Here is an 18,120-nt window from a genome sequence, read left to right as displayed (position 1 = left end):
GACAAGGACCGTTCGTCTACGGCCTGTTGATCCCGCCGTCCGCCGGTCGGCCGGCCCGCCCCTGCTCAGCCTGCCGGGCAGGACACGTCCCCGGCCGGGCGACGGCCAGTGACCAGGAAGTCCGTCACCGCCGCGTCGCCGCAGGCGTTCCCGTTGGCCCGGTAGACGTCGTGGCCGCCGGAGTCCACCGTCACCATCCGGGCCCGATCACCCAGCGCCGCACGGAGCTTGAGCGCACCCGCGTACGGGGTGGCCGGATCCCGCAGGTTCTGCGCCAGCAGGATGTTCGCCGGGCCCCGGCCGGTCACCCGCACCGGCGGCTCGCCCGGCGCGAACGGCCCGAAGGCGCACGGCATCACGTTCACCGGCATGCCCGCGGTGAGCGGACGGGCGGCGCGCTCGGCGGCCACGTCCCGGACGTAACCGGCCGGATCGGCGGGCCAGCCGACGTCGTTGCAGAGGGTGCCGACCGACACGGCGATGGTGTTCTGCACCGCTTCGTCCGGCGGCAGCACCGGGGCGGGCAGCGGCCGACGGCCGAGGCCGACCAACATCAGCCGGGCCAGGTCGGGGAACTTGGCGTCCGCGTACAGGCTCTCCAGCATCGTCTCGCGCAGCACGTTGCCGCTCAGTTCCGCAGGGTTGGCGCCGGGCCAGGGCAGCGGCGCGGCGTCGAGGCGGGCGGCGAGGTCCAGGAACAGCGGGCGGACCTCGTCCGGGGTGTCCGCGACCCGGTCCGGGTTGCCCGGCGCCGAAGCCCACGCGGCGAAGTCCGGGAAGCGGTCCTCGGCGCCCCGGCCGAAGGCGGCGAGCCAGCCGCGCCCCACCCGCGACGGGTCCGGGTCGTCGTTGCTGTCCAGCACGATCCGGTCGGTGCGCCCGGGGAACATGGTGGCGTACACCGCCCCCGCGTACGTGCCGTACGAGGTGCCCCAGGCGGAGAGCCGGCGCTCGCCGAGGGCCTCGCGGATCCGGTCGATGTCCCGGGCCTCGTTCCGGGTGGAGATGCTGCGCAGCACCGGGCCGCCGTTGCGGGCGCAGGTCTCGGCGATCCGGCGGGCGGTGGCCAGGTTGTCGTCGATCGAGCCGTCCGCGGCCGGCCACGGGCGCAGCTTCACCATCGCGAGATCGGCGTGCTCCAGACCGCAGCTGACCGGGGTGGAGCGGCCCACGCCGCGCGGATCGAAGCCGACCAGGTCGTAGCGGTCGAGGACGGACTGCGGCAGGCGCTTCACCGCGCCGCTCGGGACGTCCACACCGGAGCCGCCCGGCCCGCCCGGGACGGTCAGCAGCACACCACGGCGCAGACCGGGCTTGGCGGCCGTGATCCGGGAGACGGCGATGGTGATGCGCTCGCCGTCCGGGTGCGCGTAGTCGAGCGGCACGGTGACGGTGGCGCACTGCTGGCGGGGATCGGCCTGGCCCGGGCAGGCCGTCCAGGTGAGGCGGTCCGAGCCGGCCGCGGCGGCGGGGTGGGCGGCGAGGGCGGTGACGGAGAGCGCGGCGGCCGCGGTGACCACGGCGAGGGTGCGGTTGAGGTTCGGCATGCCCGGAAGTCTTCCGGGCACGGGGACTTGGGCCCATCCGGGCAGCGGGCCGACCGGTGGTGGGGTAAACCCCCGCAAGCCCGACCGCACTTGACGATGCGTCAAATCCCCCCGCGGATCCGGCTCGGAGGCCGGCGCACACGGCGGCTCACGCGGCCGGTAGCGAAGCCGCCGGCGGCGGTCAGGACGGCAGGTCGAGCAGCGGCGTCAGGGCGGCCGGGCGCTGCTCGACCGGCAGATGGTCCACCGGGTGGAAGGCGCAGCCGAGGGCGGCCGCCCCGCCGTCACAGGTCCGGTCGTCGTCGACCATCAGCCCACCGCGCTCCGGCTACCGGAGGGTCAGGACGCGCGGGCCGTCCTCGGTGATGGCGACGGTGTGCTCGATGTGCGCGGCACGGCTGCCGTCCGTGGTGCGCAGCGTCCAGCCGTCCGGATCGGTGTGGTAGTCGCCCCGGCCGCCCGCCGTCAGCATCGGCTCCAGCGCCAGCACCAGGCCGGGGCGCAGCGGGTAACCCCGGCCCGGGCGGCCCTCGTTGGGTACGTGCGGGTCCTCGTGCATGCTCCGCCCGATGCCGTGCCCGCCGAAGCCTTCGAGCAGGCCGTAGCGTCCGGCGCGGGCGACCTTGCCGATGGCGTGCGCGATGTCGCCGATCCGGTTGCCGACCACGGCGGCGGCGATCCCGGCCTCCAGGGCGCGCCGGGTGGTGTCGATCAGTACCGCGTCCTCGGGCCGGGCGGCGCCGACGGTGAAGCTGACGGCGGAGTCCCCGGCCCAGCCGTCCAGGAGGGCGCCGCAGTCGATGCTCACCAGGTCGCCGTCGCGCAGCCGGTAGCCGCCCGGGATGCCGTGCACGACGGCGTCGTTCACCGAGGCGCAGATGACGGCCGGGAACGGCACGGGCGCGAAGGACGGCCGGTAGCCGAGGAACGGCGAGGTGGCGCCGGCCGCCCTCAGCACGCCGTGCGCCACCTCGTCCAGCTCCAGCAGGCTGACGCCCACGGCCGCCGCGTCCTGCACGGCGGCCAGCGCGTCCGCCACCACCCGCCCGGCTTCGCGCATCGCGTCCAGGGCGGCGTCCGACTTGATTTCGACCATGGTGGGTCGTCTCCCCTCAATCCAATTCTTATACCGGTATTTGTATCACGGTCGAAGGCGTGGCGGCCGCGCGGCAGGACGGGAGCACCGGAGCGGGGCGCACGACGCGACCCCGGAGGGAGGGCCTAGTATCGACGGCATGGTGAGGACTCCACTGACCCCGTGGGAGCGCGAGCGCGGGGAGCGCTTCGGGGCGCTGCTGCGCGAGGCGCGCGGCGCGCGCAGCATGGTCGAGGTGGCGGCGGTGGCCGGCGTCTCGGCGGAGACGTTGCGCAAGATCGAGACCGGACGGGCGCCGACGCCGTCGTTCTTCACCATCGCCGCGCTGGCGTTCGCGCTGGATCTGTCGCTGGACGAGCTGGCGGCCGTGTGCGCGCTCCCGGAGGACGGCGAAGCCCTCTCGGCGTGACGCCTTAACGCTTTAACGCCTTACCGCTTTAACGCCTTACCGCTTTAACGCCTTACCGGCTTAACGGCCTTTTGCCGGGGCCGGAATCGATCATCACCATTCGATGACCCGAGGCTCCGGACACCGCCACAGACGATCCTTGACGCGTTCAGACCACCGAGGGTAGCGTCCTTGATTGTCGGCCTTCAGTCGAGGGACAAACGGACCTGTCCCGACTGGGTTTCGCCGCCGGATCGCCCTCCGGATCCGCACCCTCGCAGCCTCGCGGCGCTATCGCCCCCGGAATTCCACTGTCCGCCGACGTGCGTTCCCGGATTCTCCCCGGGCACCTCCGTGCCCGGTCGCTGAACGATCCCCATTCGGTTTCTCTCCAGGAGTTGAACCCATGGCTGGTTCGCGCCCGATCCGCACTCCCAAGGAACTGCTCGCACAGCACCTGATCCAGGAGGATCAGGTCGCGGCGATCACCGATGTCGCCAAACGGTACGCATTGAGCATCACACCGGCGATGCGAAGCCGCATCGTCGAGCTGGACGACCCGGTGGCCCGTCAGTTCGTGCCCACCGAAGACGAGTTGACCTCCCTCCCGGAGGAGCGGGAGGACCCCATCGGCGACGATCCCTTCACCCCGGTGAAGGGCGTCACCCACCGCTACCCGGACCGCGTGCTGCTCAAGCCCGTCCTGGTGTGCCCGGTGTACTGCCGGTTCTGCTTCCGCCGGGAGGTGGTCGGCCCCGGCGACTCGATGCTGAAGGAGTCCCAACTCGCCGCCGCGCTGGACTACATCCGCTCCCACCCGGAGATCTGGGAGGTGATCTTCACCGGTGGCGACCCGTTCATCATGTCGCCCGACCGCCTGCGGCCGATCCTCAGGGCGCTCGACGGGATCGAACACGTCAAGGTGATCCGCTTCCACACCCGCGTGCCCGTGGTGGACCCGGACCGGGTGACCGAGGACCTGGTCGAAGCCCTCACCATGGACACTCCGGTCTGGGTCGTCGTGCACACCAACCACAGCCAGGAGATCGGCGACGGCGCGCGGCGCGCGCTGCGGCTGCTGGCCGGCTCCGGGATCCCGCTGGTCAGCCAGACGGTGCTGCTCAAGGGGGTCAACGACAACCCCGAGGCGCTGGAGGACCTGTTCCGCACCCTGATCGTCAACCGGGTCAAGCCCTACTACCTCCACCACGGCGACCTCGCCGTGGGCACCAGCCACTTCCGCACCACCATCAAGGAGGGGCAGGCGCTCGCCCGCAGCCTGCGCGGCCGCGTCTCGGGCCTGTGCCAGCCCACCTACGTGCTCGACATCCCCGGCGGCCACGGCAAGGTGCCCATCGGCCCGACCTACCTGAACGGGAACGGGACCGTGACCGACCCGTGGGGCATCACGCACACCTACCCGCCCAAGACCACCGAGGACTGACCGCCCCCGCCGAAGGGAACCACCGGCCCATGGTCTCCGAACCCACCCCGCGCCGGCCGAACCCCACCCTGCCGCCCCCGCCCCGGGGCTCCGGCACCGGCGTGCTCGGCAACGCCGTCCGCCACCCGGGAGGGACGCTGACGCTGATCGGGGCCTCGGCGATCTGGGGCCTGTGGACCACCGCGGAGAAGTACTCCATCCGGGGACTTCCCGTCATGACGGTGCTCGCCGCCTCCCTGTTCACCGCCGCCGCCCTGCCGTGGGCCGTCCTCCTGTACCGGGGCGGCCACCGGCGCCCGTCGCGCGACCAGTTGAAGCGCCTCGCCCTCCTCGGGCTGTTCGAGCCGATGGTGGGGTACGGGGCCATCGGACTGGGGATGGCGCGGATCGACGCCACCCAGGCGTCGATCCTCCGCGGCTCCGAGGCGTGCTTCGTCGTCGCGCTGGCCGCGGTGATCAGCCGCCGGGCACCCACGCCGCGCGGTGTCGGCGGCGTCGTGCTGGGTGCGGTCGGCGTCGCCGCGCTGGGCGGGAGCCACGCCCTGCTGGGGCTCGGCGTGGGGGATCTCCTGGTGCTGGCCGGGACGTTCGCCGCCGCGGCGGCCACCATCATCACCGGACGCGTCGTCAGGGAGACCGATCCGCTGGTCACCACGGCCTACCAGTTCGGCTTCGGCCTGCTGTTCTCCCTGCCGCTGTTCGTGGGCCAGTGGGTCATCAGCGGCAGCCTGGTCACCGGCGGCGCCCGCCCGCTGCACTGGATCGTCGCGGCCGGCGTCTGCGGCGGCGGGCTGGCCGGCGCGTTCCTGATGTACAACTACGCCGTGACGCGGACCCCGGTCACCACGGCGGGCGTCCTGCTCAACATCATCCCGGTGTTCGGACTCGCCTTCGCCGTGGCGCTCCTGGGCGAGCGCATCGACGTCTGGCAGTACGTGGGGGCCGCGCTCATCCTGGCCGGGATCTTCCTCTTCTCGGAGATCCCCGGGGCGGACGCCGACGGCTGAGCCCCGACCGGCCGTCCCCGACGATGGTCCCGAACGGCGGCGGCCCGCCGGGCGCGTGCTGCGCCGGGCGGGCCGTCGTGGGGGCGGGCCGGTGGCCGTGAGTCGGGCCGGTGACCGTGGGGCAGGGAGGTGGTCAGCTCACGGAGCTGTTGTAGCTGTCGATGGCGGGCTGGAGCTCCTTGGCCGCGTCGGCCAGGGCCTGCTGGGCGGTCTTGGAGCCGGCGATGGTCTGCTCGATGGCCGTCTCGACGCCCTTGCGGGCCTGCGGCATCACGCCGAGCAGGCAGCCGGCGGTGGCCGGGGAGGGCTTGGTGGCCTTGAGCTGCTCGATGGCCGTCTGGAACTGCGGGTACTTGGCCACCCACTCCTTGTCCTTGGGGTCGTCCAGGGACTTGCGGTTGACCGGGAAGTAGCCGGTGCCGGTGTGCCAGGCGGCCTGCTGCTCGGGGGCGGTGACGAACTTCTCGAACTCCCAGGCGGCGCGCTTCTCGGCGTCGGAGTGGCCGGGGCCGCTGATCCACAGCGAGGCGCCGCCGATGACCGGGCCGCCCTGGTCGGCGGCGGCGACCTTGGGGAAGGCCGCGGTGCCGACGGCGAACTTGGCGGCCTCGGTGTAGCCGCGCAGCACGCCGGTGGACTCCAGGTGCATGGCGACGGTGCCGGCCTTGAACGCGGCCTGGGCGTCGTCGGTGTTGCGGCCGGTGTTGGCCGCGTAGCCGCCCTTGACGAGGTCGGCCCACCACTGGACGATCTGCGCGCCCTGGGCGGAGTCGAAGACGGCCTTGCCGGCCTTGTTGGTGCGGCCGTTGTCCTGGTCGCAGTACATGGTGCCGGACTCGGCGAGCAGCTGCTCGACGAACCAGCCGTAGATGGCGGCGCCGAAGCCGTAGCGGACGGTCTTGCCGTCGGCGTCCTTCTTCGTCAGCTTCTTCGCCAGCTCGCCGAGGTCGGCGAGGTCCTTGGGCGGCTGGGCCGGGTCGAGACCGGCCTCCTTGAAGGCGTCGGCGTTGAGGTAGAGCAGCGGCATGGAGGAGTTGAACGGCATCGAGACGAGCTTGCCGCCGACGGAGTAGTAGTTGCGGATGTTCGGGTCGAGGTCGTCGAGGGCGAAGCCGTCCTTGTCGGCGAAGGCCTGGGCCGGGACGGTCTGCTTGGAGTCGATCATGAACCGGGTGCCGATGTCGTAGACCTGCACCAGGGCGGGGGTGCCCTTCTGCTGCACCGCGGCCTTGTACTTGGCGACCAGGTCGTCGTACTTGCCCTGGAACTGCGCCTTGACCTCGATCTTGCCCTGGTGGGCGGCGTTGAACTGGCTGACCAGCCCGGTGAGGACCTCGGCGTTCTTCCCCGTCATCGAGTGCCAGAACTCGACGCCGGTGACGCCCGAGGCCTGGTCGAGCGCCTGGGCACCGGGGACGGCGTCGGAGGAGCCGCCGGAGCCGGAGGTGGAGTCGCCGGAGCTACAGGCGGTCAGGGACAGGCCGGCCACCAGCAGGGCCGCGAGCGCGCGGGCACTCTTCTTCACGGGAGGGTTCTCTCTCTGTCGGGAGGGACGTGCTCGAAGGAGCGGGAGGAAGCGGCGGAGCGGGTCAGCGGACGGCGCCCGCGGTGAGACCGCGGACGATGAAGCGCTGGCCGAAGACCACCAGGGCGAGCGTGGGCAGCAGGGAGAGCACGACGCCGGCCAGGATCAGGCCCGGATCGGACATCTCGGAGTCGCGCAGCGAGGTGAGGCCGATCTGCAGGGTCTGCATGTTCGCCGTGCGGGTGATGATGAGCGGCCAGAAGTACTGGTTCCAGGCGGACAGGAAGACGTAGATCGACAGCGCCGCCAGGGCCGGCTTGTTGAGCGGGACGACGATCCGCCACAGGAACCGCCAGTGGCCCGCGCCGTCGATCCGCGCGGCGTCGCGCAGTTCGCCGGGCAGCTGCCGGAAGGCCTGCCGCAGCATGAAGGTGCCGAAGCCGGAGGCGAGGAAGGGCAGCACCAGGCCGAAGTAGGTGTTCCCGAGCCCCCAGCCGGACAGTGTCAGGTAGTTGGGGATGATGATGGCCTCCCACGGGACCATCAGCGTCGCCAGGAACACCCCGAACACCACGGCCCGCGCCTTGAGCGGCAGGAACACGAAGGCGTACGCGGCGAGGACCGAGGTGAACAGCTGGGCGAGCGTGATGACGGTCGCCACGGTCGCCGAGTTGGCGTACTGCCTCGCCAGCGGGACGGTGTCGACGGCGCCGGCGAAGTTCCGCCCGGTGACCGAGTGGGGCACCAGCGCCGGCGGGTAGGAGGAGAGTTCGGACGGGCTCATGAAGGCGCCGGCGATCGCGTAGTACACCGGGAAGGCCACGGTGACGACGGCGACGGCGAGCAGCAGGTAGGCGGCGGCACGGCCGAGCAGGTCGCGCGGCGAACGACCGGCCAGCACGCGGGGGCGCGGGCGCGGCGCGGCGGCCCCGTCCTGGACCCCGGGCCCGGCCTCGGTGGCGGTCACGGTCATGCGTAGTGCACCTTCCGCTCCAGGACGCCGAACTGGACGGCCGTGCAGGCGAGGACGACCACGAGCAGCACCACGGCCTGGGCACTCGCGGTGCCGAAGTCGCTGGAGCCGTAGGCGAAGGCCTTCTCGTAGACGGAGTAGACGAGGGTCCGGGTGGCGCCGTCGGGGCCGCCCTTGGTGAGGATGTGGATCTGGCCGAAACTCTGCAGCGAGTGGACGGTGGAGACCACGGTCAGGAAGAACAGGTTCGGACCGAGCATCGGCACGGTGATCGAACGGGCCAGCCGCAGCCCCGAGGCGCCGTCGATCCGCGCGGCCTCCAGGATCTCGCCGGGGATCGAGCCGATGCCCGCGGACAGCACCAGCACGTTGTAGCCGAGGCTCATCCACACCGTGGTGACGGCCACCGAGACCAGCGCGTACCGGGAGTCGGTCAGCCAGCCGATCGGGCCCAGCCCGACGTGCGAGAGCAGGCCGTTGAGCACCCCGCTGGCGGGGTTGAAGAACACCGCGAAGACCACGGACGCGCTGGCCACCGAGAAGGCGAAGGGCAGCGCGAACGCGGAGCGCAGCAGCCGCACGCCCCGGATCCGGTTCTCCAGGAGCAGCACCAGCACCAGCGCGCCCAGCACGCCGGGCACCACGGTGAGCACCGTGAACAGGGCGGTGGTGACGAGCGTGCGCCGGAAGTCCGCCGAGGTCAGCAGCTCGGTGTAGTGCTTCAGCCCGACGTAGCGCGAGGGCGCGCCGAACAGGTCGTTGGCGTGTCCGCTCAGGTAGATGGTCCGTCCCAGCGGGTAGCCGATGAAGAGGACGAAGACCACCAGGGAGGGCAGCAGGAAGGCCCAGGCGAGGCCGTGCTCACCCCAGCGGCTTCGGCGGCCCGGGTGGGGCTTGGTGTGTGGTGCGGTCGGCATGGGTTTGCGCGTCCCGCCTTTCGTTGCGTCGGTTCCGGCCGAAACCGTGTCCTGCCCACACGACGGGTCGGAAACCCCACGGTGAGCAACGGGTGTCGGTGGGATTACGCGTTCGCGTCAGATTCGGCCGGTCGTGGGCGGACGGGCGTTGGGGCGCGTCCCCGGCCGGTCGTGGGCGGGCAGGATGTGCGGCGCGCCCCCGCCCGTTCCGGTACGCCCTCCGGTGGCACCGGACTGTCGGTGGGGCGTCGTACGGTTCCCGGACTGTCGGTGGGGCGTCGTACGGTTCCCGGATGGACGACACCGAATTCGACATCCGGGCCGCGATGGCCGAATCCCTGCGGGGCCGCGCGGGCGCCCGGGCGCTGGTCGAGGGCTTCGCCGCCTACTGGGGCGAGCCGCTGCGGCCCGACGACGGCTTCACGGACGCCGAACTCGACGCCGCCGAAGGGCGCCTGGGCCTGCGGCTGCCGGCCGCGCTGCGCGAGGCGTACCTGCTGTTCGGCCGCCGGGAGGACCTCACCGGCAACCACAACCGGCTGCTGTCGCCGGAGGAACTGTTCGTCCTGGACGGCGCTTTGGTGTACCAGGAGGAGAACCAGGCGTGCGCGCACTGGGGCGTCCTGCTGGCCGACCTCGACCAGGACGATCCGCCGACGGTGGGCCGGCTCGACCTCGCGGACAAGTCGGAAGAGCGCTGGGAGCCCTGGGAGGAGCGCTTCTCGACGGCCGCGACGGCGATGGTGATGGTGGAGAAGCTGTTGCAGGACGACGAGTTGAGCGTGTTCGCCGAGTCCGGAGTGGAGGTGCCGGAGGGGCTGGCGGAGCTGCCCCGGCTCGGCCGTGGCTGCCGCTGGTTCACCGGGCCGGACGTGCTGGTCGTCGAGCTCGACGAGGACCTCGTGGTGGCCCGGGCCCGGACCGAGGAGGCCCGGGGCGCACTGGCCGAGCAGTGACCTGACGGCCCAACGACGGTGCGCCGACCGGTCGTTGGGCCACGGGTGGATCAGGCGTTGGCCCAACGACGGGGCGCCGCGCGGCCGTTGGGCCACGGGTGGATCAGGCGGTGGCGCCGCCGTCCAGGACCAGGTCGGCGCCGACGGTGAAGCCCGCCTCGGACGAGGCCAGGTACAGCACCGCGGCGGCGACCTCCTCGACCGCACCCGCCCGGCCGACGGGGAGGCTGTCCTTCATCCGCGCGGCCTTGTCGTCGGCGTTCTCGCCGGGCCGGGTGGACATGCTGGTGTCCACCGGGCCGGGGCTCACCATGGTGATCCGGACTCCGTCCGCGATGTGGTCGAGGGCGGCGCTGCGGGTCAGCGCGGTGACGGCGGCCTTGCTGGCGGCGTAGGCGCCGAGGCCGGGCACACGCATGTGGACGCCGAGGTTGGAGGAGATGTTGACGATCGCGCCGCCGCCGTGGGCCCGCATGTGGCCGATCTGGTGCTTCATGGCGAGCCAGGTGCCGGTCAGGTTGACCGCGAACACCCGGTGCCACTCGTCCTCGTCGATGTCGGCGACCGGGCCGACGGCGCCGAACACCCCGGCGTTGTTGACGGCGACGTCCAGGCCGCCGAGGAGTTCGACGGTCTCCCGGACCAGCCGGGCGGCGTCCTGACCGTCCGCCACGTCGCCGGTCAGCGCGACGGCCTTGCCGCCCGCCTGCTCGATCAGCTCGACCGTCTCGGCGAGCGGGCCCGCGCTGCGGCCCGCGACCGCGACCCGGGCGCCCTCCCGGGCGAAGGCGAGCGCCACGGCCCGTCCGATACCGCTGCCGCCGCCGGTGACCAGGACGGACTTGCCGATGAAACGCGTGGTCATGAGAGGTGCTCCTTGATCTGGATGGTGCGTTCTGGTGCGGTGTCGGTCTCTGTGGTGGTCTCGGGAGTCACCCGCGCCGGCATGGCGACGGCGAGGGCGGTGAGCGCCAGGGCGGTGCCCGCCGCCGCGAAGGCCGCGGCGTAGCCGCCGACCACGCTCGGGCGGGTGGCGGCGAGCGCCATCAGGGCGGCCACCCCGGCGGTGGGGCCGAGTTCCATCGCGGTGTTGAGCACGCCCGCGGCGAGGCCGGTCCGTTCGGGCGGCACGCCCGCGGTGGCGAGCACGGCCGCGCCGGCGAAGGCGGTAGCGGCCCCGGTGGGCAGCAGGAGCAGCCCGGGCAGCAGCCCGGTGGCGTAGTCGCTGCCGGGCGCGAGGCCCGCCAGCAGGCCGAGCCCGGCCGCCGCGAGGGCGAGTCCTCCGGCGGTGACCGCGACGGCGCCGTAGCGGGCCGTCAGCGGCCCGGCCAGGCGACCGGCCGTCAGCAGTGCCGCCGCGTACGGCAGGAAGGCGGCGGAGGTGGCCAGCACGCCCCAGCCGCGGACCTGTTGGAGGTAGAGCGCGAGCAGCAGGAAGGTCAGCGCGGTGCCGGCGGCGGTCGCCATGACGGCGGCGAGGGCGGTGGCCCGGCGGCGGTCGGCGAGGAAGCCGGGCGGCAGCAGCGGGTCGGCGGTGTGCCGTTCGACGGCGGCGAAGGCGCACAGCAGGGCGAGCCCGGCGGCCAGCGGCAGCAGCGTCCCCGGGCTTCGCCAGCCGTGGTCGGTGGACGCCACCAGCCCGTAACTGGCCGCGCAGACACCGGCGGCGGCCAGGGCGGCGCCGGGCAGGTCCAGCCCCGGCCGGCCGACGGCCGACGGTCGGCCGGCGGGTTCGGCGGGCGGCAGCGAGCCGGAGCGGACCAGGCCGACGAGGGCGACCAGCACGGGCACCGCGAACAGCCAGCGCCAGGAGACCCAGGCGGCGACGGCGCCGGAGAGCAGGTTGCCCGCCGTGGCGCCGAGCACCGAGAGGCCGCCCCAGGCGGCCATCGCCCGCCGGTATTCGGCGGGTTCGGGCCGCAGCACCCGGACCACGGCGACCGCCGCCGGGGCTGCCAGGGCCGCGCCGACGCCCTGGGCGAAGCGGCTCGCCAGCAGGACGGGGTAGCCGGGCGCGAGGGCGCAGGCGATCGAGGCGGTGCCGAGCAGGGCCAGGCCCACCCGCAGCAGCCGGCGGCCGCCGTGGCGGTCGGTCAGCCGCCCGCCGAGGAGCAGCAGGGCGCTGAAGGAGAGTCCGTAGGCGGCGCTCAGCAGCAGCACACCGGGCGGGCCGAGCCCGAACTCCCGGGCCACCAGGGGCAGTGGCACGGACAGGATCATGATCGTGAAGATCAGCGTGGCCTGCACGCCGCCGAGCAGGGCGAAACCGGGCCGGTCGGCCGTGGCGACACTCATGGAAACCCCCCTCTCCATAATGACCGTTCGGTCCAGTATTGGGACAGCAAGAGGCGGCCTCCACCGTCGCCCCGCCATCGCCCCACGATCCGTCAGCCGATCCGTCAGTCGACTCGTCAGTCGAGCAGCACCAGCGCCTGCTCGGCGGCGTCCCGCACCCGGGACGCGCCGTCGGCGGTCCGGCCCAGAACCCGCACGCCCTGCAACAGCACCAGCAGCATCCGGGCCAGCGCCCTCGGGTCCCGCCCGGCGGGCAGTTCGCCCTGCGCCTCGGCCCGGACCAGGGCGGCGGTCAGCACCGTCTCCAGGTGGCCGAGCCCGGCCTCCACCCGGCGGGCCGCCGAGGGGTCGCGCGCGGCGAGCTCGACGGCGGTGTTGGTGATGAAGCACCCGCGCTTCAGCCCGTCCTCGGCGGACTCCGCCGCGAACCGGCGGACCAGCGCGCGGACGGCCGGCAGCACCGGGCCGGGCTGGGAGAGCTCGGCCAGGAGCACCGGGTCGGCCTGCTCGCCGTACCGCTCCAGCGCCCGCAGGAACAGTTCGTGCTTACTGCCGAAGGTGGCGTAGATGCTCGCCCGGGCGATCCCGAGCTCCTCGACCAGGTCGGCCATCGAGGTGGCCTCGTAACCGCGCCGCCAGAACAGCTCAAGGGCCGACTGGAGCACGGCGTCCGGGTCGAATTCCTTCGTTCGCGCCATGGGTGAACGCTAACCCTTTCCAGAACGGTCGGTCAAGATCCTCCCCGAAGGTCGCACACGTGGGATCTGACGGAGCATTGCCAAGTGGACTAGACCAAGGCTACCCTTACCGCCCCGTACCTCCTCCTCCCCCCACAGGAGGCGTTTCCCCATGCCCGCGAACCTTCCCACCTCTCCCCAGCAGGCGGCCGAGGCCGCCCGCCCGCTCGTCCTGACGGCCTTCCGGGTCGTCGTCGGGCTGCTCTTCGCCTGCCACGGCGCCGCCTCGCTCTTCGGCGTCCTCGGTGGCACCAAGGGCGGCGGCACCGTCCCGCTCGGTCAGTGGCCCGGCTGGTGGGCCGCGCTGATCCAACTGGTCGGCGGCGCCCTGGTGCTGCTCGGCGTCGGTACCCGGACCGCCGCCCTGCTCTGCTCCGGCTCGATGGCGTACGCCTACTTCACCGTGCACCAGGAGCACTCCCTGCTGCCGCTGCAGAACGGTGGCGAACCCTCCGTCATGTTCTGCTGGGCCTTCCTCGCCATCGCGGTGCTCGGCTCCGGCCCCTACGCCCTGGACCGGCTGCTGGCCCGGCGCACCACGGCCGAGCCGGCCGCCCAGCCCGCCCCGGCCGGGGCACACCAGGGCCAGACCGGCTGAGCACCCGGCCCGGCCCAGGGCCCGACGAGCGGCTCGACGGACTGACTGTGCGGGGTCAGTCCTCGGCCAAGTGCCGTTCCACCGAGGCGACCTTGGCGGTGAGCCCGTCGGTGACCCCGGCCCGGTCGTCGATCTTGATGACCGTGCTCACCCGGCCGCTGTAGTCCTTCACCGCCTCGATCGCCGCCCGGATCACCGGCATCACCTCGTCCCACTCCCCCTCGATGCTGGTGAACATCGCGTCGGTCCGGTTGGGCAGTCCGCTCGCCCGGACCACCCGGACGGCTGCTGCCACCGCCTCTCCCACGTCCTCGCCGATCCCCAGCGGGGTCACCGAAAAGGCTGCGATCACGGCTCTGCGCTCCTTCCGCCGACGGCACTCACCGGCGGCACTGGTCGTGGCCGGGACCAGGTTCCGGTCCGGGCCGCGACCAGGCTAACCAGCCTTGCCGGCGCTCACACCACGGTCGGCAGCGGCGGTTCGACCGCGAGCGGAGCAGTGGCGCGGGCCCGGTGCTGGGCGGCCCACGCGGTGAGGGCCACCGTGCAGGCGTGGTCCAGGTGGCGCAGCCCGGACCAGTCGAGTTCCACCGGCCGGTCGGCCGGCAGCCGTTCCAGGGCGTCCAGCAGCCGGGGCAGCCGCAGGAAGGTCGCGTTGCCGGTGAGCCGGACGCGCTGCAGGGCCTCGCCGGACGGCAGGACCAGTTCCTCCAGGCCGATCTGGAGGTGCGAGGTCTGCCAGGCGGACTTGGCCACGGCCAGGCCGATGCCGATCAGCACCCCCTCGAACAGGTCGGTGGCGATGATGGCGCTCGCGGTCACCGCGAGCACCAGCGCCTCGCCCCGGTGGCCGCGGCAGAGTGCGGCGATCCGCCGCAGCGGGACGAGCTTGGCGCCGGCGTGGACCAGGACGGCGGCCAGCGCGGTGAGCGGGACGAGCCCGAGCACGCCGGGCAGCAGCGCGGTGAACAGCAGCAGCCAGAGCCCGTGCAGGGTGCGCGAGGCCTTGGTCCGCGCCCCCGCCTGGACGTTGGCCGCGCTGCGGACGATCACCGCGGTCATCGGAAGGGCGCCGAGCAGCCCGCAGACGGTGTTGCCGATGCCCTGGGAGGTCAGCTCGCGGTCGTAGTCGGTACGCCGGCCGTGGTGCATCCGGTCGACGGCGGCGGCGCTGAACAGCGTCTCGGCGGAGGCGATCAGGGTGAAGGCGACGACCGTACCGAGGCCGGCGGTGCCCGCCACCGCGCCGAGCGCGGCACGGTCGGGCAGGTGGACGACGTCGAGCAGGCCGGACACCCGGACCCTCGCCACCGGCAGGTCGGCGGCGGCCGTGACGGCGGCGGCCAGCCCGACCGCGGCCAACGGCGCGGGGACGCCGCGGGCGACGCGCCCGGGCAGGTACTTCCAGCCGACCAGCACGAGCAGGGTGGCCAGGCCCAGGGCGACCGCGCTCGGGTCGGCCACGCCGGTGACCACGTCCGCCAGCAGGTCGGGCAGTCCGGCGATCTTCTCCGGCCCGGTGGCCGGGGCGCGGCGGTCGGCGAGCGCGTACAGCTGGCCGAACAGCAGGGTCAGTCCGATGCCGGCCAGCATGCCGTGCACCACCGAGGCGGACATCGCCCGGAACCAGCGGCCGAGCCGGAGCGCTCCCATCGCGATCTGGAGCAGCCCGGTGCCGAGGACGAGCAGGCCGAGGGCGGTGACGCCGAAGCGCTGGACGGCGTCGTAGACCAGGACGGTCAGCCCGGCGGCCGGGCCGCTGACCTGGAGGCTGCTGCCGGGCAGGAGGCCGACGACCAGGCCGCCGACGATGCCGGTGACCAGACCCAGTTCGGCGGGGACGCCGGAGGCGACCGCCACCCCGACGCACAGCGGCAGGGCGACCAGGAACACCACCAGCGAGGCGGGCAGGTCGTAGCGCCAGGGGACGGCGCGCAGCACGGCGAGCGGGGGCCGGCGGCGGCCCAGCGGGGCGGCCTTGCCGGGGTGGCCCGGCGGGGCCTTGCGGCGGCGGGGCGTTCGGCTCACCCGGTCACCACCGGGGGGCGGGCAGGGAGACAGCGCATGGCGGCGTTCCTTTCGCGCGCCCGCCGCTGCGGGCACGCCGTCACAGGGAGGTGATGGGGGTCGCAGGGGGGTGAGGAGAGGGAAGGGAGGTGGACCGCGCGGAGGGGGCGACAGCGGTACGGCCGCAGGTCCGGGCGGACCGGACGGCGGCGGCGGGTGTCGGGTCGGTGCGGCCAGGGGGTGCGTCCCTCGCTCGGGTGCGGCGGACCGGGCACGCTGGTCCTGGACGGGACCGGCCGCCGGAGCTCCCCCACTCCCGGACCGTCCCGAATCCCCCTGCCACGGCCTCAGTTGGACATCACGGGCCCGGCGTGCCACCGACGGTACCCAGGGGTGCGGGGTGGGCCGACCTCGGGCACCGTCCCTTCACCCGCACTGCACACCGGCCGCGCTTTCCGGCGCGGAACGACCGGCTCCCCGGGCACACCAGCGCGATCGGCGCCCACCTGTACGAGCCCGGCCCCGTCTCCCCGCCCCTCGGACGCCCGCGGCGACCTGCGGTTTCACCCCCCGGGGCCGGCTTCCACATTCTGTTGGACCTCCCCTTGACGCCCCGCCGAGGCCAGCCGTACCGTATTTCCACATACAGAAACCGTTCTTCCGTATGGTGGAATTCTGGAGATGAGCCCTCCGACCCACTGCGGGCCGACGCAGGAGATACCCGATGCCTCGTATGACAGCCGCCCGCGCGGCCGTGGAGATCCTCAAGCTCGAAGGCGTTGAGGTCGCGTTCGGCGTGCCGGGCGCGGCCATCAACCCGTTCTACGCCGCGCTCAAGGCCTCCGGCGGGATCAGGCACACGCTGGCCCGGCACGTCGAGGGCGCCTCCCACATGGCCGAGGGCTACACCCGCGCCAAGGCCGGCAACATCGGCGTCTGCATCGGCACCTCGGGCCCGGCCGGCACCGACATGATCACCGGTCTGTACTCGGCGATCGCCGACTCCGTCCCGATCCTGTGCATCACCGGCCAGGCCCCCGTCGCCCGCCTGCACAAGGAGGACTTCCAGGCCGTCGACATCGCCTCGATCGCCAAGCCCGTCACCAAGGCCGCCACCACCGTGCTGGAGGCCGCACAGGTCCCCGGTGTGTTCCAGCAGGCCTTCCACCTGATGCGCTCCGGCCGTCCGGGCCCGGTCCTGATCGACCTGCCGATCGACGTCCAGCTGACCGAGATCGACTTCGACCCCGAGGCCTACCAGCCGCTCCCCGTCTACAAGCCCGCCGCCAACCGGATCCAGATCGAGAAGGCGCTCGCGCTGCTCCAGGCGTCCGAGCGCCCGCTGATCGTCGCCGGCGGCGGCGTCATCAACGCCGACGCCGCCGAACTGCTGCGGGAGTTCGCCGAGCTGACCGGCGTCCCGGTGGTCCCGACCCTGATGGGCTGGGGCATCGTCCCCGACGACCACGAGCTGAACGCCGGCATGGTCGGCCTCCAGACCTCGCACCGCTACGGGAACGAGAACTTCCTCGCCTCCGACTTCGTCCTGGGCATCGGCAACCGCTGGGCCAACCGCCACACCGGCGGCCTGGACGTCTACACCGCGGGCCGCACGTTCGTCCACGTCGACGTCGAGCCCACCCAGATCGGCAGGATCTTCGCCCCCGACCTCGGCATCGCCTCCGACGCCAAGGCCGCGCTGGAGCTCTTCCTCCAGGTCGCCCAGGAGCTCAAGGCCGCCGGGCGGCTCAAGGACCGCAGCGAGTGGGCCGCCGCCACCCAGGACCGCAAGGCCCGGCTCCAGCGCCGCACCCACTTCGACGACGTGCCGATCAAGCCGCAGCGCGTCTACGAGGAGATGAACAAGGCGTTCGGCCCGGACACCCGCTACGTCACCACCATCGGCCTCTCCCAGATCGCCGGCGCGCAGTTGCTGCACGTCTACCGGCCGCGGCACTGGATCAACTGCGGCCAGGCCGGCCCGCTCGGCTGGACCATCCCGGCCGCGCTCGGCGTCGCCACCGCCGACCCCGAGGGCCAGGTCGTCGCGCTCTCCGGCGACTACGACTTCCAGTTCATGGTCGAGGAGCTGGCCGTCGGCGCCCAGCACCGCATCCCGTACGTCCACGTGCTGGTGAACAACGCGTACCTGGGCCTGATCCGCCAGGCGCAGCGCAACTTCGACATCGACTTCCAGGTCAAGCTGGAGTTCGAGAACATCAACGCGCCGGAGCTGGGCGTCTACGGCGTGGACCACGTCCGGGTCGCCGAGGGCCTGGGCTGCAAGGCGATCCGGGTCACCGAGCCCGAGGGCCTGCTGCCAGCCTTCGAGGAGGCCAAGAAGCTGGCCGCCGAGTTCCGCGTCCCGGTCGTCGTCGAGGCGATCCTGGAGCGGGTCACCAACATCTCGATGGCCGCCGCCGACATCGACAAGGTCAACGAGTGGGAGGAGATCGCCACCCTCCCCGAGCACGCGCCGACCGCCGTCAAGCCGCTGGCGCCCTGAGCCCGCCGCGGGCCGCTCGGGGCGGGATCCGGACCGGATCCACCACTGCGCCCCGCCCCGAGTGGCCCGGACGCGCACCGGGTACAAACCGGAAGACGCTCGCGCCCGACCTCCGTGCGCGGGC

At 73.1% G+C, this 18,120-nt stretch carries 16 protein-coding genes and 1 pseudogene; 6 read left to right on the top strand and 11 right to left on the bottom strand.

The annotated features are described in order from the left end of the window. Nucleotides 1-65: 65 nt before the first annotated feature. The 3 genes and pseudogenes from AB0O82_RS31460 to map form a co-directional block, all read right to left on the bottom strand. Nucleotides 66-1,547 (bottom strand): alpha/beta hydrolase, encoded by a 1,482-nt coding sequence (locus tag AB0O82_RS31460; protein ID WP_363587309.1) that lies wholly within the window; start codon nt 1,545-1,547, stop codon nt 66-68. A 181-nt stretch (nt 1,548-1,728) separates the two neighbouring features. Next, nucleotides 1,729-1,860 (bottom strand): annotated as a pseudogene (locus AB0O82_RS31455) (hydrolase); the annotation flags it as partial. Nucleotides 1,861-1,875: 15 nt separating this feature from the next. Beyond that, nucleotides 1,876-2,643 (bottom strand): type I methionyl aminopeptidase, encoded by a 768-nt coding sequence (map, locus tag AB0O82_RS31450; protein ID WP_363587308.1) that lies wholly within the window; start codon nt 2,641-2,643, stop codon nt 1,876-1,878. Between the two features lie 139 nt (nt 2,644-2,782). Here map and AB0O82_RS31445 point away from each other — a divergent pair, with 139 nt between their 5' ends. From AB0O82_RS31445 to AB0O82_RS31435, 3 genes are all read left to right on the top strand, one after another. Beyond that, nucleotides 2,783-3,052 (top strand): helix-turn-helix transcriptional regulator, encoded by a 270-nt coding sequence (locus AB0O82_RS31445; RefSeq protein WP_063346085.1) that lies wholly within the window; start codon nt 2,783-2,785, stop codon nt 3,050-3,052. Nucleotides 3,053-3,437: 385 nt separating this feature from the next. Further along, nucleotides 3,438-4,475, top strand: a complete 1,038-nt coding sequence (locus AB0O82_RS31440; RefSeq protein WP_363587307.1) for a lysine-2,3-aminomutase-like protein — start codon at nt 3,438-3,440, stop codon at nt 4,473-4,475. 29 nt (nt 4,476-4,504) lie between these two features. Next, nucleotides 4,505-5,482 carry a DMT family transporter gene (locus tag AB0O82_RS31435; RefSeq protein ID WP_363587306.1) on the top strand — a complete coding sequence of 326 codons (978 nt, stop codon included), beginning with the start codon at nt 4,505-4,507 and terminating at the stop codon, nt 5,480-5,482. 133 nt (nt 5,483-5,615) lie between these two features. Here the strand turns inward: AB0O82_RS31435 and AB0O82_RS31430 are convergent, their stop codons facing one another. The 3 genes from AB0O82_RS31430 to AB0O82_RS31420 all read right to left on the bottom strand — a co-directional run bounded on the left by AB0O82_RS31430 (nt 5,616) and on the right by AB0O82_RS31420 (nt 8,897). Beyond that, nucleotides 5,616-7,007 carry an ABC transporter substrate-binding protein gene (locus AB0O82_RS31430; protein WP_363587305.1) on the bottom strand — a complete coding sequence of 464 codons (1,392 nt, stop codon included), beginning with the start codon at nt 7,005-7,007 and terminating at the stop codon, nt 5,616-5,618. 64 nt (nt 7,008-7,071) lie between these two features. After that, nucleotides 7,072-7,980 carry a carbohydrate ABC transporter permease gene (locus AB0O82_RS31425; RefSeq protein ID WP_363587304.1) on the bottom strand — a complete coding sequence of 303 codons (909 nt, stop codon included), beginning with the start codon at nt 7,978-7,980 and terminating at the stop codon, nt 7,072-7,074. Beyond that, on the bottom strand, nt 7,977-8,897 hold the full coding sequence (locus tag AB0O82_RS31420; protein WP_363587303.1) for a sugar ABC transporter permease: 921 nt from the start codon (nt 8,895-8,897) through the stop codon (nt 7,977-7,979). The genes AB0O82_RS31425 and AB0O82_RS31420 overlap by 4 nt, the downstream gene beginning before the upstream one ends. A gap of 293 nt (nt 8,898-9,190) precedes the next feature. Between AB0O82_RS31420 and AB0O82_RS31415 the strand changes: the two genes are divergently transcribed. Further along, a complete protein-coding gene (locus AB0O82_RS31415) occupies nt 9,191-9,853 on the top strand; it encodes an SMI1/KNR4 family protein (RefSeq protein WP_363587302.1) in 663 nt (220 codons plus the stop codon). Nucleotides 9,854-9,956: 103 nt separating this feature from the next. On the opposite strand, the gene AB0O82_RS31410 is transcribed toward AB0O82_RS31415, so the two are convergent. The 3 genes from AB0O82_RS31410 to AB0O82_RS31400 all read right to left on the bottom strand — a co-directional run bounded on the left by AB0O82_RS31410 (nt 9,957) and on the right by AB0O82_RS31400 (nt 12,846). After that, nucleotides 9,957-10,718 carry a glucose 1-dehydrogenase gene (locus tag AB0O82_RS31410; protein WP_363587301.1) on the bottom strand — a complete coding sequence of 254 codons (762 nt, stop codon included), beginning with the start codon at nt 10,716-10,718 and terminating at the stop codon, nt 9,957-9,959. Further along, nucleotides 10,715-12,148 (bottom strand): MFS transporter, encoded by a 1,434-nt coding sequence (locus tag AB0O82_RS31405; RefSeq protein ID WP_363587300.1) that lies wholly within the window; start codon nt 12,146-12,148, stop codon nt 10,715-10,717. Before AB0O82_RS31405 ends, AB0O82_RS31410 begins: the two co-directional genes overlap by 4 nt. A 116-nt stretch (nt 12,149-12,264) precedes the next feature. After that, nucleotides 12,265-12,846 carry a TetR family transcriptional regulator gene (locus tag AB0O82_RS31400; protein ID WP_363587299.1) on the bottom strand — a complete coding sequence of 194 codons (582 nt, stop codon included), beginning with the start codon at nt 12,844-12,846 and terminating at the stop codon, nt 12,265-12,267. 151 nt (nt 12,847-12,997) lie between these two features. Here AB0O82_RS31400 and AB0O82_RS31395 point away from each other — a divergent pair, with 151 nt between their 5' ends. Then, the gene (locus AB0O82_RS31395; protein ID WP_363587298.1) at nt 12,998-13,483 is read left to right on the top strand and encodes a DoxX family protein; all 486 of its coding nucleotides are present in this window, start codon (nt 12,998-13,000) and stop codon (nt 13,481-13,483) included. A gap of 55 nt (nt 13,484-13,538) precedes the next feature. Here AB0O82_RS31395 and AB0O82_RS31390 read toward each other — a convergent pair whose 3' ends face one another. Both AB0O82_RS31390 and AB0O82_RS31385 read right to left on the bottom strand, forming a co-directional pair. Beyond that, complete coding sequence (locus AB0O82_RS31390) at nt 13,539-13,835, bottom strand: MTH1187 family thiamine-binding protein (protein ID WP_363587297.1); 297 nt, start codon at nt 13,833-13,835, stop codon at nt 13,539-13,541. A gap of 104 nt (nt 13,836-13,939) precedes the next feature. After that, entirely contained in the window at nt 13,940-15,424 is a 1,485-nt protein-coding gene (locus AB0O82_RS31385; RefSeq protein ID WP_363587322.1) for a SulP family inorganic anion transporter, read from the bottom strand. Nucleotides 15,425-16,214: 790 nt separating this feature from the next. Here AB0O82_RS31385 and gcl point away from each other — a divergent pair. Next, nucleotides 16,215-17,996 carry a glyoxylate carboligase gene (gene gcl, locus AB0O82_RS31380; protein WP_363587296.1) on the top strand — a complete coding sequence of 594 codons (1,782 nt, stop codon included), beginning with the start codon at nt 16,215-16,217 and terminating at the stop codon, nt 17,994-17,996. Nucleotides 17,997-18,120: the final 124 nt, after the last annotated feature.

It is taken from the genome of Kitasatospora sp. NPDC088264 (assembly GCF_040685715.1).
Taxonomy (GTDB): domain Bacteria; phylum Actinomycetota; class Actinomycetes; order Streptomycetales; family Streptomycetaceae; genus Kitasatospora.
This window is presented reverse-complemented; position numbering and strand designations above follow the sequence as displayed.